This is a genomic window from Variovorax sp. GW821-FHT10C12 (assembly GCF_059415405.1).
The window spans coordinates 113,989-129,291 of sequence record NZ_JBWKNE010000003.1 but is presented as its reverse complement, the minus strand read 5'-3'; the positions used below and the strand labels follow the sequence as shown (position 1 = coordinate 129,291).

15 protein-coding genes are annotated in these 15,303 nt (G+C 67.8%); 8 read left to right on the top strand and 7 right to left on the bottom strand.

Annotated features, from left to right (window positions below):
• Nucleotides 1-7 precede the first annotated feature (7 nt).
• From AC07OH_RS17120 to AC07OH_RS17110, 3 genes are all read right to left on the bottom strand, one after another.
• Nucleotides 8-1,804: an acyl-CoA dehydrogenase C-terminal domain-containing protein gene (locus AC07OH_RS17120; RefSeq protein WP_070060218.1), complete on the bottom strand. Its 1,797-nt coding sequence runs from the start codon at nucleotides 1,802-1,804 to the stop codon at nucleotides 8-10.
• Between the two features lie 74 nt (nucleotides 1,805-1,878).
• Entirely contained in the window at nucleotides 1,879-2,583 is a 705-nt protein-coding gene (locus AC07OH_RS17115; RefSeq protein ID WP_070060219.1) for a TetR/AcrR family transcriptional regulator, read from the bottom strand.
• 149 nt (nucleotides 2,584-2,732) lie between these two features.
• Nucleotides 2,733-3,491, bottom strand: coding sequence for an SDR family oxidoreductase (locus AC07OH_RS17110; RefSeq protein WP_307635961.1), 759 nt, complete (start codon nucleotides 3,489-3,491; stop codon nucleotides 2,733-2,735).
• A gap of 108 nt (nucleotides 3,492-3,599) precedes the next feature.
• Here AC07OH_RS17110 and AC07OH_RS17105 point away from each other — a divergent pair, with 108 nt between their 5' ends.
• On the top strand, nucleotides 3,600-4,487 hold the full coding sequence (locus tag AC07OH_RS17105) for a LysR family transcriptional regulator (RefSeq protein WP_495301504.1): 888 nt from the start codon (nucleotides 3,600-3,602) through the stop codon (nucleotides 4,485-4,487).
• Here the strand turns inward: AC07OH_RS17105 and AC07OH_RS17100 are convergent.
• From AC07OH_RS17100 to AC07OH_RS17090, 3 genes are read right to left on the bottom strand one after another with little or no spacing between them, the layout of a single operon-like run.
• Nucleotides 4,477-5,325 carry a fumarylacetoacetate hydrolase family protein gene (locus tag AC07OH_RS17100; protein ID WP_495301503.1) on the bottom strand — a complete coding sequence of 283 codons (849 nt, stop codon included), beginning with the start codon at nucleotides 5,323-5,325 and terminating at the stop codon, nucleotides 4,477-4,479. The genes AC07OH_RS17105 and AC07OH_RS17100 overlap by 11 nt on opposite strands.
• Before the next feature lie 25 nt (nucleotides 5,326-5,350).
• On the bottom strand, nucleotides 5,351-6,106 hold the full coding sequence (locus tag AC07OH_RS17095) for an SDR family NAD(P)-dependent oxidoreductase (protein ID WP_495301502.1): 756 nt from the start codon (nucleotides 6,104-6,106) through the stop codon (nucleotides 5,351-5,353).
• Nucleotides 6,103-6,837, bottom strand: coding sequence for an SDR family oxidoreductase (locus AC07OH_RS17090; protein WP_495301501.1), 735 nt, complete (start codon nucleotides 6,835-6,837; stop codon nucleotides 6,103-6,105). Before AC07OH_RS17090 ends, AC07OH_RS17095 begins: the two co-directional genes overlap by 4 nt.
• A 165-nt stretch (nucleotides 6,838-7,002) precedes the next feature.
• On the opposite strand from AC07OH_RS17090, the gene AC07OH_RS17085 reads away from it, so the two are divergent.
• Genes AC07OH_RS17085 through AC07OH_RS17055 form a run of 7 tightly spaced genes read left to right on the top strand, consistent with a single transcriptional unit; the run spans nucleotide 7,003 to nucleotide 14,343 of the window.
• Nucleotides 7,003-7,710, top strand: a complete 708-nt coding sequence (locus tag AC07OH_RS17085; RefSeq protein WP_495301500.1) for a FadR/GntR family transcriptional regulator — start codon at nucleotides 7,003-7,005, stop codon at nucleotides 7,708-7,710.
• 46 nt (nucleotides 7,711-7,756) lie between these two features.
• Nucleotides 7,757-8,773 (top strand): sialic acid TRAP transporter substrate-binding protein SiaP, encoded by a 1,017-nt coding sequence (locus tag AC07OH_RS17080; RefSeq protein ID WP_495301499.1) that lies wholly within the window; start codon nucleotides 7,757-7,759, stop codon nucleotides 8,771-8,773.
• Between the two features lie 9 nt (nucleotides 8,774-8,782).
• Nucleotides 8,783-9,340, top strand: a complete 558-nt coding sequence (locus AC07OH_RS17075; protein WP_495301498.1) for a TRAP transporter small permease — start codon at nucleotides 8,783-8,785, stop codon at nucleotides 9,338-9,340.
• A gap of 31 nt (nucleotides 9,341-9,371) precedes the next feature.
• Complete coding sequence (locus tag AC07OH_RS17070) at nucleotides 9,372-10,766, top strand: TRAP transporter large permease (RefSeq protein WP_495301497.1); 1,395 nt, start codon at nucleotides 9,372-9,374, stop codon at nucleotides 10,764-10,766.
• A 47-nt stretch (nucleotides 10,767-10,813) separates the two neighbouring features.
• On the top strand, nucleotides 10,814-12,340 hold the full coding sequence (locus AC07OH_RS17065) for a UxaA family hydrolase (protein ID WP_495301496.1): 1,527 nt from the start codon (nucleotides 10,814-10,816) through the stop codon (nucleotides 12,338-12,340).
• A gap of 8 nt (nucleotides 12,341-12,348) precedes the next feature.
• Nucleotides 12,349-13,281 (top strand): SMP-30/gluconolactonase/LRE family protein, encoded by a 933-nt coding sequence (locus AC07OH_RS17060; protein WP_495301495.1) that lies wholly within the window; start codon nucleotides 12,349-12,351, stop codon nucleotides 13,279-13,281.
• A 3-nt stretch (nucleotides 13,282-13,284) separates the two neighbouring features.
• A complete protein-coding gene (locus AC07OH_RS17055) occupies nucleotides 13,285-14,343 on the top strand; it encodes a malate/lactate/ureidoglycolate dehydrogenase (protein WP_495301494.1) in 1,059 nt (352 codons plus the stop codon).
• Here AC07OH_RS17055 and AC07OH_RS17050 read toward each other — a convergent pair.
• The gene (locus tag AC07OH_RS17050; protein ID WP_495301493.1) at nucleotides 14,340-15,224 is read right to left on the bottom strand and encodes a DMT family transporter; all 885 of its coding nucleotides are present in this window, start codon (nucleotides 15,222-15,224) and stop codon (nucleotides 14,340-14,342) included. The genes AC07OH_RS17055 and AC07OH_RS17050 overlap by 4 nt on opposite strands.
• Nucleotides 15,225-15,303: the final 79 nt, after the last annotated feature.

The following is a 15,303-nucleotide window of genomic DNA, read 5'->3' as shown; positions in this document are numbered from 1 at the left end:
GTGTCGCTTAAGCGAGTGCGGCGTCGGTGTCCATCAACACCTTGCTGCCGGCGCGCGCGGTGCGCATCAGCATCACGGTCTCGGGGAACAGCTTGGCGAAGTAGAAGCGTGCGGTCTGCAGCTTGGCGACGTAGAACGGATCGTTGTTGCCGGCAGCAATTTCGCGCAGCGCCACTTGCGCCATGCGGGCGAACAGGTAGCCGAACACGAAGTGGCCGGCCACGCGCAGGTAATCGACGGCGGCAGCGCCCACTTCGTCGGGGTTCTGGAAGCCCTTGAAGCCGATCTCGGTCGTGAACTTGGTGAGCTGGTCGCCCAGCATCGCGATCGGGTTGATGAACTCGGCCATCTTCTCGTTCACGCCTTCTTCTTCCACCAGCTTGGCCACGAGCTTGCCGAACTTCTTCAGCGAGGCGCCGTTGTTGCCCAGGATCTTGCGGCCCAGCAGGTCCAGCGACTGGATGGTGTTGGTGCCTTCATAGATCATGTTGATGCGGTTGTCGCGCACGAACTGCTCCATGCCCCATTCCTTGATGAAGCCGTGGCCGCCGAAGACCTGCATGCACGAATTGGTCGCGATGTGGCCGTTGTCGGTGATGAAGGCCTTGACGATGGGCGTGAGCAGCGCGACCAGCTCGCCGCTGTCCTTGCGCACCTTCTCGTCGGGGTGGTTGTGTTCCTTGTCGAGCAGCAGCGTGCAGAAGATCTGCAGCGCGCGGCCGCCTTCGGCGTACGCCTTGGCCGTGAGCAGCATCTTGCGCACGTCGGGGTGCACGATGATGGGGTCGGCTTCCTTGTCCTTGGCCTTCACGCCCGACAGCGAACGCATCTGGATGCGGTCCTTGGCGTAGGCCAGCGCGTTCTGGTAGGCCACTTCGGTCAGGCCCAGCGACTGGTTGCCCACGCCCAGGCGAGCGGCGTTCATCATCACGAACATCGCGGCCAGGCCCTTGTTGGGCTCGCCCACCAGCGTGCCGGTGGCGCCTTCGATCACGATCTGCGCGGTGGCGTTGCCGTGGATGCCCATCTTGTGCTCGAGGCCGGCGCAGAAGATCGGGTTGCGCTCGCCGAGCGAGCCGTCGGCCTTGACGTGGAACTTGGGCACCACGAACAGGCTGATGCCCTTGCTGCCCTTGGGCGCATCGGGCAGGCGGGCCAGCACCAGGTGGATGATGTTGCTCGTCATGTCGTGCTCGCCGGCCGAGATGAAGATCTTGCTGCCGGTGATGCGGTAGGTGCCGTCCGCCTGCGGCTCGGCCTTGGTGCGCAGCAGGCCCAGGTCGGTGCCGCAATGGGGTTCGGTCAGGCACATGGTGCCGGTCCACTCGCCGCTCGTGAGCTTGGGCAGGTAAGTCTTCTTCTGGTCGTCGGTGCCGTGCGCGGCCAGTGCCTCGTAGGCGCCGTGCGAGAGGCCCGGGTACATGGTCCAGGCCTGGTTGGCGCTGTTGAGCATTTCGAACAGGCACTGGTTCACCACGAACGGCAGGCCCTGGCCGCCGAAGGCCGGGTCGCACGACAGCGCGGGCCAGCCGCCTTCGACGTACTTGGCGTAGGCGTCCTTGAAGCCCGTGGGCGTCTTGACTTCGTGCGTGGCCTTGTCGAGCACGCAGCCTTCTTCGTCGCCGCTGATGTTCAGCGGGAAGGTGACTTCGGCCGCGAACTTGCCGGCCTCTTCGATCACGGCGTTGATGGTGTCGGCATCGGTCTCGGCGTGGGCCGGCAGTGCCTTGAGTTCCTCGGCGACGTTGAGCACTTCGTGCAGCACGAACTGCATGTCACGCACGGGGGGGTTGTAGGTAGGCATCCGGGACTCTCCTGGTCGAAGCTAGATAGATTGGAAAAAGCGAAAACGGAAAACGAAACGGGCGGCCGTGGCGCTCAGCGCACGGTCTTGAGCCGGCGCGTGCCGCGCGCGGCGGGCGCGGACTCGGCGGCATTGGAAGCAGGCGGCGCGTCCGGCGTGGCGGCGCGCGCGAGGATGTTGTCGAAGCCGACGTTGGCGCGGCCGATCGAGCCGGGCACCTGCAGGAAGCGGGCTTCGTAGTGCAGCGCGAGGATCAGGCCGTGGATCTCGAACCCGACCTGGCGCTCGTCGGCGTCGGCGCGCAGGTGGCCTTCGGTCTTGGATTGCACGATGGCGCGCAGCACGGCGGCCTGCCAGATGCTGACCGACTCGACCAGCGCGTCACGCACCGGGCCCGGGCGGTCGTCGAACTCGGAGGCGCCGCTGATGTAGATGCAGCCCGAGTCGATTTCGGTCGAGGTGCGCTTCATCCAGTTGGCGAACATGGCGCGCAGGCGCGGCAGGCCGCGCGGGGCCTGCAGGGCGGGGAAGAACACCTCCTGCTCGAAGCGGGCGTGGTATTCGCGCACCACGGAAATCTGCAGCTCTTCACGCGAGCCGAAGTGGGCGAAGACGCCCGACTTGCTCATCTTGGTGATTTCGGCCACGGCGCCGATCGACAGGCCCTCGAGCCCGATCTGCGCGGCCAGCGCCAGTGCGGCGTCGACGATGATGGCCTTGGTCTGCTGGCCTTTGGGGGCGGCGCGGGCCGGCTTGGCGGGAACGGCGGTGGCAGACATCGTGAAAGCTCCGAATAAAACGAACGGTCGTTCTATTTTGCAGGGGCTTTGCACTTTTGACCGCAAATGACCTTGGTCCGCGGTAGGTTAATCAAGGTTAGCCAAAGCAAGGGGCGGCCGCCAGGGGGCCGCACCCTTGCCCCGCGGGATCAGAACTCCTGCGACACGGGCCGCAGCACGACCTCGTTGATGTCCACGTTCGCCGGCTGCTCGACCGCGTAGACGATGGCGCGCGCCACCGAGTCGGCCGGAATCTGGTTGGCGTCGTAGAAGGCCTTCACCCCGGCGGCGCTCTCGGCGTCGCTGCTGCCGAACTTCAGCTCCGAGTCCACGGCGCCGGGCGACACGATGGTCACGCGCACGCCACTGTTGCCCACCTCCACGCGCAGGCCTTCGGAGATGGCGCGCACCGCGTGCTTGGTCGCGCTGTAGACCGTGCCGATGGGCGTGAACACCTTCAGCCCGGCAATCGACGCGACGTTCACGATGTGGCCGCTGCCCTGCGCCTGCATGCGCGGCAGCACGGCGGCGATGCCGTAGAGCACGCCCTTGATGTTGACGTCGATGGTGCGGTCCCACTCGTCGACCTTGAGCTTGTCCAGCGGCGACAGCGGCATCACGCCCGCGTTGTTGACCAGCACGTCGATGCGGCCGAAGGCCTCGACGGTGGCGGCCGCGAGCCTTTCCAGATCGGCGCGCTTCGCCACGTCGGTGGCCACGGCGATGGCTTCGCCGCCGGCCTCGCGGATCTCGGCGACGACCTGGTCGAGCCGGTCGGTGCGGCGGGCCGCGAGCACCACCTTGGCGCCGCGCGCGGCCAGGTGGCGCGCCGTCGATTCGCCCAGGCCGCTGCTGGCGCCGGTGACGATGGCGACCTTGCCCTGGATGTTGTCTTGAATGGAGGTCATGGAATTTCCTTGGAGGTGTGTTGAAGAAGTGCATGCAGTGTGGAAAATCCACGCGTTCCAGTAAATGAAACTCTGGCGACTTCAGAATTCCCCAAAAAGGAACACCCCATGTCCAACCGCCTCGAAGCCCTGCGCGTGTTCTTCACCGCCGCCGATGCCGCCAACTTCCGCGAGGCGGCCGTGCGCCTGTCCGTCTCGCCGCAGGTGGTGACGCGCGCCGTGCGCGAGCTTGAAGACGAGCTGGGCGAGCCGCTCTTTCACCGCAGCACGCGCGGCGTGCAGCTCACCGATTTCGGGCGCCAGCTCGCCGAGCGCGCCCGCGTGGCCGTGGGCGGCGTCGACGAACTTTTCCACCGCATCGACCGGCGCGCGCTGTCGCAGCACACGGGCACGGTGCGGGTCACGGCGCCGCATGTGTACGCCCGGCTGATTCCGCAGGCGCTGGCGCCGCTGCTGGCGCAGCATCCCGGGCTGGTGCTCGACCTGCGGCTGTCGGAGCAGCATGCCGACGTGGTCGACCAGCAGATCGACCTCGGCGTGCGCGTCGGCCCGATGCGCGACGCGCGCTTCGTGGCCCGGGGTGTGGGAAAGATGTCGCTGTGCGTGGTGGGCTCACCCGCGCTCATCGAGCGGGTCGGTGCGCCGCGCACCGTCGATGCGCTGTCCGCGCTGCCGGTGACGGCGCTGATCGACCACAGCTCGGGCCGGCCCTGGCCGTGGGCCTTCAGCAAGAAACGGGTGTTCACTGTGTCGTCGCCCGCGTTCGTGACGGACAACATCGACGCCGAATGCGCCGCCGTGCTGGCAGGCATCGGCTTCGGCCAGCTCATCGGGCCGCTGGCGCAGCCGTGGCTGCAATCGGGCGCGCTGGTGGAGGTGCTGGCGGCCGAGGCGCCCGAGCCCTGGCCGATCCACGTCTACCGCCCGCAGCGCGCGCCGGTGCCGGCGCGCGTGCGGCTGGTGTACGACGAGCTGATCCGCGTGCTCAGAGCTTGAAGGGCACCACTTCCTGGCGCTGCTCGCCCAGGCCTTCGATGCCCAGCGTCATCACGTCGCCCTTCTTCAGGAACAGCGGCGGCTTCATGCCCATGCCGACGCCGGGCGGCGTGCCGGTGGTGATGACGTCGCCGGGCATCAGCGTCATGAACTGGCTCACGTAGCTCACGAGCTTGGCCACGCTGAAGATCATGGTCTTGGTGCTGCCGGTCTGCACGCGCTGGCCGTTGAGGTCGAGCCACATGGCGAGCTTCTGCGGGTTCTCGATCTCGTCGCGCGTGACGAGCCAGGGGCCGATGGGGCCGAAGGTGTCGCAGCCCTTGCCCTTGTCCCAGGTGCCGCCGCGCTCGATCTGGTATTCACGCTCGCTCACGTCGTTGACGGTGCAGTAGCCGGCCACGTAATCGAGTGCGCTCTTCTGCGAGACGTAGCGCGCCTTCGTGCCGATGACCACGCCGAGCTCGACCTCCCAGTCGGACTTGACCGAGCCCTTGGGCAGCATCACCGGGTCGTTCGGGCCCTGGATGCAGCTGGTGGCCTTCATGAAGACGATGGGCTCCTTGGGCACCGGCAGGCCCGATTCGGCCGCGTGGTCGGCGTAGTTCAGGCCGATGGCGATGAACTTGCCGACGTGGGCCACGGGGCTGCCCAAGCGCGGCTTGCCCTTGACCAGCGGCAGCTTGTCGACCTTGGTCTTGCGCAGCTTGGCAAGGGCGGCATCGCCGAGCTGGTCGGGACCGATGTCCTTGACGATGGCGCTCAGGTCGCGCAGCTTGCCTTCGTTGTCGATGAGACCGGGCTTCTCTTTGCCGGGGTTGCCGTAGCGGACGAGTTTCATGCGTTCCTTTCAGTGCATTGAAAAATCAATAGGTGGAGCGGCCACCGGACAGGTCGAAGACCGCGCCGGTGGAGAACGAACAATCTTCGGTGCAAAGCCAGCCGACCAGCGCAGCCACTTCTTCCACCGTGCCGAAACGGCCCATCGGAATTTTCGACAGCATGAACGTGATGTGGTCGGGCGTCATCTGGTCGAAGATGGCGGTCTTCACTGCCGCGGGCGTCACGCAGTTCACGCGGATGCCGGTGTCGGCCAGCTCCTTGCCGAGCGACTTGGTGAGGCCGATCACCGCCGCCTTGCTCGCGCTGTAGGCGCTGGCGTTGGGGTTGCCTTCCTTGCCGGCGACCGAGGCGATGTTGACGATGCGGCCCTCGCCCTTGGCGCCCTGCCTGCGCATCTGTGCCACCACCTCGCGGCAGCACAGGAACACGCCGTTGACGTTGACCTCCATCACCTGGCGCCATTCGTCCACCGGGTAGTCCCACAGCTTGACGTTGGGCCCGGTGATGCCGGCGCTGTTGACCAGCGCATCGATGCGCGGCGCGTGCGCAAGCGTGGCAGCCACGGCCTTCGCGACCGAGGGCTGCTGCGTCACGTCGACCTTCAGTGCGAAGGCCTTGGCGCCCAGCGCTTCGGCCGCGCGCACCGCGGCGGCCTCGTCGCGGTCCCACAGCGTGACGCTGCCGCCCGAGGCGACGAGCCGCTGCGCGATGCCCAAGCCCAGCCCCGTGGCACCGCCGGTGACGACCGCGTGGCGGCCTTCGAAATCGAGCCGGTTCATATCGTGATGCCGCCGTCGACCGTGAAGTACTGGCCGGTGGCGAAGATGGATTCGTCGCTCGCCAGGAACACCACCACCGGGGCGATCTCCTCGGCCTGCGCGAGCCGGCCCATGGGCTGGCGCGCCACGAAGGCCTTGCGCGCGGCCTCGGGGTCGGCGTTGGCGTTGATGCGATCGCCCAGCGAGGGCGTGTCGACCGTGCCCGGGCACACGGCATTGCAGCGGATGCCGCGGGCCACGTAGTCGGCCGCCACGCTCTTGGTGAGGCCGAGCACCGCCGCCTTGGTGGTGCCGTAGACGAAGCGGTTGGGCAGGCCCTTGATGCTGGAGCACACGCTGGCCATGTTGATGATGCTGCCGCGCCCGGCCGCGAGCATGCCGGGCAGCACGGCCTGGATGGTCCACATCTGCGCGCGCACGTTGAGGCGGAAGGCAAAGTCGAGGTCGTCGTCGCCGGCCTGCTCGATGGTGCCGTTGTGCACCACGCCCGCGCAGTTGAAGAGCACATCGAGCGTGGGCAACTGCGCCACGACCGCGCCGATGGCGGCCTTGTCGAGCACGTCGAGCTTCAGGGCCGTGACGTTCGCCACGCCGTCGTAGGCCGCCAGCAGCTGCTCGTTGACGTCGGTGGCCCACACATGGGCGCCCTCGGCCGCGAGCGCCAGCACGCTGGCGCGGCCGATGCCCTGGCCGGCGGCGGTGACGAGCACGGTCTTTCCCTTCAATCTCATGGTCGGTGTCTCCTGGGGTGTTCTGCGGGTGCGGGGTGGATTCGGGTTAGGCCCGATGGGTGACATCTTTGAATCGCCGTATTCTGAATTGGCCTTACCACTTGTCCAATTCAGGACAACCCTTAAGCCGATCCACCGCCTCGCCCGCACCCACTGCCTGCTCCCGTGCCGCTCCAGACCGTCGAACCCCAACGCCTCTATCGCCAGATTGCCGACCAGCTCCGAGGGCTGATCGCCAAGGGCGAATTCGACGTGGGCGCACGCCTGCCCGCCGAGCGCGACCTGGCCAAGCAGCTCGGCGTGAGCCGGCCCTCGGTGCGCGAGGCGCTCATCGCGCTGGAGGTCGAGGGCTGGGTCGAGGTGCGCACCGGCTCGGGCGTGTACGTGCTCGACCGCTCGCACCGCGCCAGCGCGCCGGTGGCGCCCACCGAATGGGGGCCGCTGGAGCTGATCCGCGCGCGCCGCGTGATCGAGGGCGAGACCGCCGCCATCGCCGCCCTGTCGGGCAAGCGCAAGGACGTGGACGCGATGACGCGCGCCATCGCCACCATGCGCGAGATGGCCGACCGCAACGTCATGCCGCTGGACGGCGACCGCGCCTTTCACCTGGCCATCGTCGGCGCCAGCGGCAACGTGGTGCTGGTCGAGACGGTGCAGGGCTTCTGGGATTCGCGCCGCGGCCCGATCTTCACGCGGCTGGGCGGCTACTTCGAGACCGTGACCTCGTGGCGCGCCGCCATTACCGAGCACGAGGCGATTCGCGACGCGATTGCCGCGCGCGACGCCGAGGCCGCGCGCACCGCGATGCACGCGCACATGGACAACTCGCACCACCGTTTCAGCGCGAGCTGGCGCCGCGCCAAGCCTTCCTGATTTTTCGCCAGCGTTCCTGCCAACGACTACAACGGAGACAAGCCACATGATCAGCACAAGCAGCAGCAAGAACAGCAAACGCACCGCCCTCAAGGCCCTGGCCGCCTGCGCGCTCACAGCCGGCGCGCTGGGTGTGGCAGGCATCGCCAGTGCGCAGACCAAGCTCAAGTGGGCGCACGTGTACGAGACCTCGGAGCCCTTCCACAAGTACTCGGTGTGGGCCGCCGAGGAGATCAAGAAGCGCAGCAACGGCAAGTACGACATCCAGGTGTTCCCGGCCTCCAGCCTGGGCAAGGAAGCCGACATCAACCAGGGCCTGACGCTGGGCACGGTCGACATCGTGCTGACCGGTGCGAGCTTCGCGGGCAACAGCTACAAGCCGCTGGCCATCACCTACTTTCCGTTCATCTTCCGCGACGCGGAGCACCAGCTGAAGTACGCCAGGAGCGACGTGTTCAAGGAGCTCGCCAAGGGCTACGACGACAAGACCGGCAACCACATCACGGCGCTCAACTACTACGGCGCGCGCCACGTCACCTCGAGCGCGGCCAAGCCGGTGAGCAAGCCCGAGGACATGAAGGGCCTGAAGATCCGCGTGCCCGACGCGCCCGCCTACCTGGCCTTCCCCAAGTCGCTGGGCGCCAACGCCACGCCGATCGCCTTCGCCGAGGTCTACCTCGCGCTGCAAAGCGGCACCGTGGATGCGCAGGAGAACCCGCTGCCCACCATCGAGGCCAAGAAGTTCTACGAGGTGCAGAAGAACATCTCGCTGACTGGCCACATCGTCGACTCGCTGCTCACCGTGGTCTCGGGCCAGCTGTGGGCCAAGCTCAGCGCCGACGAGAAGAAGATGTTCAACGACGTGATGCAGGAAGCCGCCGAAAAAACCGGCCGCGAGATCATCGCCTCCGAGGCCCGGCTGGTGGATGAGTTCAAGAAGAAGGGCAACAACGTGATCACGGTCGACAAGGGCGCGTTCCGCGAGGCCGTGCTCAAGAACACCAAGCCCACCGACCACGGCTACCGCCAGCAGGACTACGACCGCATCATCGCGATCAAGTAAGGCCACACGATGAGCGACGACAAGCTGCTGGGCGACGACGGCGAGTTCCACGCCAAGGACGAGGCCGTCGACCTGTCCGGCACCACCGTGGAGGCCTGGGCCGCCCTGGGCATCTTCTGGGTGCTGGGCCTCACGGTGCTCTACCAGTTCGTGACGCGCTACGTGCTGAACGACTCGGCCTCCTGGACCGAGGAGATCGCGCGCTACCTGCTGGTGGGCACGGTGTTCGTGGGCGCGTCGATCGGCGTGGCGCGCAACAACCACATCCAGGTCGACTTCTTCTACCGCCACATGCCGCCGGCCATGGGCCGCGCGCTGGGCATGGGGGTCGACGTGCTGCGCACGGCGTTCTTCGCGGCGGCCGTGGTCATGACGGTGCAGATGATGCTCAAGATCGGCAACAACGCGAGCATGACCATCGTCGACCTGCCGATGAACATCGTCTACGGCGTGTGCCTCTTGGGCTTCGTCGCCATGTGCGTGCGCTCGGTGCAGGTGAGCGTGGTGCACTGGCGCCGGGGCTACTGCGTGCTGGAGCGGCCCGAATCCACGATCGACGACCGCTGAGGTCGCAACCCCACTCCATCACGACAACAACATGCTGAAGATCGCCTTCCTGCTCTTCATGAGCGCCGGCATCCCGGTCGCCGTGGCCATGGCCGGTGCCTCGCTGGTCTACGTCCTCTGGAGCGGCAACCTGCCGGGCTTCGTCGTCATTCACCGCATGGTGAGCGGCGTGGACAGCTTTCCGCTCTTGGCCGTTCCCTTCTTCATCCTCGCCGGCAACCTGATGAACAACGCCGGCATCACCAACCGCATCTACAACTTCGCGCTCGCATTGGTGGGCTGGCTCAAGGGCGGCCTGGGGCACGTGAACATCCTGGGCTCGGTGATCTTCTCGGGCATGAGCGGCACCGCCATCGCGGACGCGGCGGGCCTGGGCACGATCGAGATCAAGGCGATGAAGGAGCACGGCTACTCGACCGAGTTCGCGGTTGGCGTGACCGCGGCCTCGGCCACGCTGGGGCCGATCATTCCGCCGAGCCTGCCCTTCGTGATCTACGGGATGATGGCCAACGTGTCGGTGGGTGCGCTGTTCATCGCGGGGCTGATGCCGGGGCTCATCATGACGCTGCTCATGATGCTCACGGTGGCCTACTACGCGCACAAGAACGGCTGGGGCGCGGACGTGAAGTTCCAGTGGCCGCGCCTCATGAAGGCGCTGGTCGAACTGCTGGTGGTGTGCCTGTGGCCCACGCTGCTGTGGCTGGCGGTCGACAAGTTCGGCGCGCCGGCCCAACCGGCGGTGGCCATTGCGCTGGTGATTCTTTTCGCGGCCGACAAGGTCTTCAAGTTCGAGGCGGTGCTGCCGATCATGACGCCGGTGCTGCTCATCGGCGGCATGGCGACGGGCCTGTTCACCGCCACCGAAGGCGCCATTGCCGCCTGCGTGTGGGCCATGGTGCTGGGCTTCTTCTGGTACCGCACGCTGCAGTGGAAGATGTTCGTCAAGGTGTGCCTGGAGACGGTGGAGTCGACCTCCACAGTGCTCTTCATCGTGGCGGCCGCCTCGATCTTCGGCTGGATGCTGACGGCCACCGGCGTCACGGCCGATATCGCGGGCTGGGTGCTCAACTTCACCAAGGAAGCCTGGGTGTTCCTGCTGCTCGCGAACCTGCTGATGCTGTTCGTGGGCTGCTTCTTGGAGACCACCGCGGCCATCACGATCCTGGTGCCGATCCTGCTGCCGATCTCGAACCAGCTGGGCATCGACCCGGTGCACTTCGGCGTGGTGATGGTGCTCAACCTCATGATCGGCGTGCTGCATCCACCGATGGGCATGGTGCTGTTCGTGCTGGCGCGCATCGCCAACCTCAGCATCGAGCGCACGACGATGGCGATCCTGCCCTGGCTGGTGCCGCTGCTGCTGAGCCTGGGCATCATCACCTACTGGCCTGCCACCGTGCTGTGGCTGCCGAAGATCATGCAGTAACGACCACCGCCGGCGCCCCCGCGCCGGCTCCGAGAACGATACCCACGATGACCCCCTACATCCGACTCCATCCCGCCGACGACGTCGTCATCGCGCGCTCGCAACTGCTGGGCGGCACGCTCGTCGAGAACGTGGCCGTGCGCGGCCTCATTCCGCCGGGCCACAAGATCGCCATGCGCGACATCGCGCCGGGCGAACCGGTGCGCCGCTACAACCAGATCATCGGCTTCGCGAGCCGGCCCATCGCGGCCGGCGAGCACGTGCACACGCAGAACCTGGACATGGGCCCCGACAAGGGTGACTTCGAACGCGACTACGCCTTCGGCGCCGACGTGAAGCCCGCGCCCGCGAAACGCGAAGCCACCTTCATGGGCATCAAGCGCGCCGACGGCCGCGTGGCCACGCGCAACTACATCGGCGTGCTGACCAGCGTGAACTGCTCGGCCACCGCTGCGCGCGCCATTGCCGACCACTTCTCGCGCAAGACCAACCCACAGGCGCTCGCGGCGTTCCCGAACGTCGATGGCATCGTCGCGCTGACGCACGGCACGGGCTGCGGCATGGACACGCAGGGCATGGGCATGCAGATCCTGGAGCGCACGCTCACGGGCTATGCCACGCACCCGAACTTCGCGGGCGTGCTGGTGGTCGGGCTGGGGTGCGAGGCCAACCAGATCAACGCGTGGCTCGCGACCGGCCACCTGGCCGAGGGCGAGAACTTCCGCACCTTCAACATCCAGGACACGGGCGGCACGCGCAAGACCGTCGAAAAAGGCGTGGCACTCATCAACGAGATGCTGCCGCGCGCCAACGCGGTGAAGCGCGAACCGTGCAGCGCGGCGCACATCACGATCGGCCTGCAGTGCGGCGGCTCCGACGGCTATTCGGGCATCAGCGCGAACCCGGCGCTGGGCGCGGCGGTCGACCTGCTGGTGGCGCACGGCGGCACGGCCATCCTCAGCGAGACGCCTGAGGTGTACGGTGCCGAGCACCTGCTCACGCGCCGCGCGGTGAAGCGCGAGGTAGGCCAGAAGCTGGTGGACCGCATCAAGTGGTGGGAGCACTACACCGAAATCAACGAGGGCGAGATGAACAACAACCCCTCGCCGGGCAACAAGGCGGGCGGACTCACGACCATCCTCGAGAAGTCGCTGGGCGCGGTCGCCAAGGGCGGCACCAGCAACCTCGAGGCGGTGTACGAGTACGCCGAGCCCGTCACCGCGCACGGCTTCGTCTACATGGACACGCCGGGCTACGACCCGGTGAGCGCCACGGGCCAGGTGGCGGGCGGCGCGAACCTGATCTGCTTCACGACCGGGCGCGGCTCGGCGTATGGCTGCGCGCCCTCACCCTCGCTCAAGCTGGCGACCAACTCGGCGCTGTGGCAGCGGCAGGAAGAAGACATGGACATCAACTGCGGCGAGATCGTGGACGGCACGGCCTCGATCCAGGAGATGGGCCAGCGCATCTTCGAGCTGGTGCTGGCCACCGCGTCGGGTGCGCAGTCGAAGAGCGAGCAGCATGGCTACGGGCAGAACGAGTTCGTGCCGTGGCAAGTTGGCGCGGTGATGTGAGCACCGGCATGAGCACCCTTCCCTTCGGTTTCCTGGAAGGCACCGGCTTCGAACGGTTGGACCCACGCTTCAACACCTGCATCCCCGGCCCCGAGCGCGTCGAGCGGCTGTGGACCGGCGCGCGCTGGTGCGAAGGGCCGGTGTGGTTCGGTGCGCACCGCACGCTCTTGTGGTCGGACATTCCGAACAACCGCATGCTGCGCTACGACGAGGTGAACGGCACGGTCGGCGTGTTCCGCGAACCGTCGAACAACACGAACGGGCACACGATCGACCGCGAAGGCCGGCTCGTGAGCTGCGAGCACCTCACGCGGCGCGTGACGCGCACCGAGCACGACGGATCGGTCACCGTGCTGGCCTCGCACTGGCAGGGCAAGCGGCTCAACTCACCCAACGACGTGGTGGTGCATTCGGACGGCGGCGTGTGGTTCACCGACCCGAGCTACGGCATCCTCTCGGACTACGAAGGCCTGCGCGCGGACAGCGAGATCGGAGCTTGTCATGTCTACCGCATCGACCCCGCGAGCGGTGACGTCGAGCGCATGGCGGATGATTTCGTGAAGCCCAACGGCCTGGCGTTCTCACCCGATGCATCGTTGCTGTACATCGCCGACACCGGCGCGAGCCACATGAAGGACGGGCCGAGGCACATCCGCCGCTTCAAGGTGGGCGCCGACGGCCGCAGCCTGAGCGGCGGCGAGGTGTTCGCTGAATGCACGAGCGGCATGTTCGACGGCTTTCGCCTCGACACTGAAGGCCGCATCTGGACCAGCGCGCTCGACGGCGTGCACGCCTACCACCCCGACGGCACGCTGCTCGGGAAGATCCTGCTGCCCGAGCGCGTGGCGAACGTCTGCTTCGGCGGGCCCAAGCGCAACCGGCTTTTCATCTGCGCGACCACGTCGCTCTATGCCATCACACTGAACGCGAAGGGAGCCTGAACCATGTCTCACACCCTGCCGGCGGATGCGCTGCAAGCGACCGTCACCCGCATCCTCGAAGCGGCGGGCAGCCAGCCTGCCGAAGCACAACAGGTGGCGGCCAACCTGGTGCTGGCCAACCTCAGCGGCCACGACTCGCACGGCGTGGGCATGCTGCCGCGCTATGTCGACGCCGTGGCCGAGGGCGGCCTCGTGCCGAACGCGGCCGTGAAGGTCAACCTCGACATCGGCACGCTGATGGGCCTGGACGGCCAGCACGGCTACGGGCAGATCGTCGGCGTGCAGGCGATGGAACTCGGCATCGCGCGCGCGAAGCAGCACGGCAGCTGCATCTTCACGCTCGCGAACGCGCACCACCTGGGGCGCATCGGGCATTTCGCCGAGATGGCGACGGCGCAGGGCTTGGTGGCAATGCACTTCGTCAACGTGCTCTCGCGGCCCGTGGTCGCGCCCTGGGGCGGCGGCGACGGGCGCTTCGGCACCAACCCGTGCTGCATCGGCATTCCGCTGGCGGGCGCCGAGCCCTTCGTGCTCGACTACGCGACCAGCCGCGTGGCGCAGGGCAAGATGCGCGTGGCCCACAACAAGGGCGAGCAGGTGCCCGACGGCTACCTCATCGACGAACACGGCGCGCCCACCAACGACCCGGGCGTGGTCGTGGTGCCGCAGGGCAACGGCCTGTTCGGCGCGCTCATGACCTTCGGCGAACACAAGGGCTACGGCATGGCGGTGGCCTGCGAGCTGCTGGGCGGCGCACTCACGGGCGGCGGCACCTGGCACCGGCCCGCGGACACGGCGCGCACGGTGCTCAACGGCATGCTGACGGTGCTGATCGACCCCGTGAAACTCGGCACGCAGAAGGCCTTCGACGACGAGGCGCGCGAATTCATCGATTGGCTGCGGCAAAGCCCGCCGGGCCAGGGCTTCGAGGCCGTGCAGATCGCGGGCGAGCCGGAGCGCCAGGCGCGCGCGGCACGCCGGCGCGACGGGGTGTGGGTCGACGACGCGACCTGGGGCGAGATCGTCGCCGCCGGTGCGAAGGTGGGCGTGGCCGTGAACTAACGCCGCGCCGCCTGGCGCGACTTCTGGCTCAGCACCAGCGCGATGCCGCCAAGGATCGCCACCGAGGCGAGTGCCAGCCGCGGCGTGATCGCCTCCGACAGGAACAGCACGCCGCCGAACGCCGCCAGCAGTGGCACCGACAGCTGCACGGTCGCCGCCCGCAAGGCCGACAGGCGGCCCAGCGCCGCGTACCAGACCACGTAGCCGAGCCCCGAGGTCAGCGCACCGGAGGCCACGGCCAGCGCGACGCCGCGCGCATCGGCGTGCGCGCGCGTGGCGAACACCAGGCTCAAAGCCAGGGCCAGCGGCACGGCGCGCAGGAAGTTGCGCGCGGTCGCGGCCAGCGGGTCGGCCACGCCCCGGCCGCGCAGCGAATACACGCCCCACGCCACACCCGCCACCGCCATCAGCACGGCGCCCAGCAGCGGCGGCGCGGCGACGCCCGGCGACACCAGGTAGACGAGTCCTGCCGCCGCAAGGACAAAGCCGCACCACGCCAGCACCCCGAAGCGCTCGCCGCCGCCCAGGCCCGCGCCCAGCATCGTGAGCTGCACCGCGCCGAAGAGGATCAGCGCGCCCGTGCCCGCGGACAGGCTCAAGTAGGCGAAGGAGAAGAACGCGACGTACGTGAACAGCATGACGGCCGGGAGCCAGCCGGTGCGCCCGAGCGCCGACGGCTGCGCCCGGAAGCGCACGACGAGCGCCAGCGTGATCGCCCCCGACGCGAGCCGGATGCTGCCGAAGCTGGCGGGGTCGATGCCGCCATGCTGCAGCGCGAGCCGGCACAGCAACGAGTTGGCCGCGAACGCGACCATGGCGACGGCGGTGAGCGCGGCAGCGTGCAGGAAAAGGGCCGGGCGGGCGGCGGCGGCGTCAGGCATGGCACGCCCCGGAAGGCCAGCGAAGGCGGGAAGGACAAGCACTCATGCGAGCCTCCGATCCAGAGGTCATGCGAAACGG

What these genes read in the sequence shown, in the direction of transcription:
- AC07OH_RS17060 (WP_495301495.1), top strand. Translation starts at nt 12,349, where the DNA reads ATGAGCACCCTTCCCTTCGGTTTCCTGGAAGGCACCGGCTTCGAACGG.
- AC07OH_RS17100 (WP_495301503.1), bottom strand. Translation starts at nt 5,325, where the DNA reads ATGAAACTCGTCCGCTACGGCAACCCCGGCAAAGAGAAGCCCGGTCTC.
- AC07OH_RS17105 (WP_495301504.1), top strand. Translation starts at nt 3,600, where the DNA reads ATGTCCAACCGCCTCGAAGCCCTGCGCGTGTTCTTCACCGCCGCCGAT.
- AC07OH_RS17050 (WP_495301493.1), bottom strand. Translation starts at nt 15,224, where the DNA reads ATGCCTGACGCCGCCGCCGCCCGCCCGGCCCTTTTCCTGCACGCTGCC.
- AC07OH_RS17080 (WP_495301499.1), top strand. Translation starts at nt 7,757, where the DNA reads ATGATCAGCACAAGCAGCAGCAAGAACAGCAAACGCACCGCCCTCAAG.
- AC07OH_RS17075 (WP_495301498.1), top strand. Translation starts at nt 8,783, where the DNA reads ATGAGCGACGACAAGCTGCTGGGCGACGACGGCGAGTTCCACGCCAAG.
- AC07OH_RS17070 (WP_495301497.1), top strand. Translation starts at nt 9,372, where the DNA reads ATGCTGAAGATCGCCTTCCTGCTCTTCATGAGCGCCGGCATCCCGGTC.
- AC07OH_RS17110 (WP_307635961.1), bottom strand. Translation starts at nt 3,491, where the DNA reads ATGACCTCCATTCAAGACAACATCCAGGGCAAGGTCGCCATCGTCACC.
- AC07OH_RS17065 (WP_495301496.1), top strand. Translation starts at nt 10,814, where the DNA reads ATGACCCCCTACATCCGACTCCATCCCGCCGACGACGTCGTCATCGCG.
- AC07OH_RS17055 (WP_495301494.1), top strand. Translation starts at nt 13,285, where the DNA reads ATGTCTCACACCCTGCCGGCGGATGCGCTGCAAGCGACCGTCACCCGC.
- AC07OH_RS17115 (WP_070060219.1), bottom strand. Translation starts at nt 2,583, where the DNA reads ATGTCTGCCACCGCCGTTCCCGCCAAGCCGGCCCGCGCCGCCCCCAAA.
- AC07OH_RS17120 (WP_070060218.1), bottom strand. Translation starts at nt 1,804, where the DNA reads ATGCCTACCTACAACCCCCCCGTGCGTGACATGCAGTTCGTGCTGCAC.
- AC07OH_RS17095 (WP_495301502.1), bottom strand. Translation starts at nt 6,106, where the DNA reads ATGAACCGGCTCGATTTCGAAGGCCGCCACGCGGTCGTCACCGGCGGT.
- AC07OH_RS17090 (WP_495301501.1), bottom strand. Translation starts at nt 6,837, where the DNA reads ATGAGATTGAAGGGAAAGACCGTGCTCGTCACCGCCGCCGGCCAGGGC.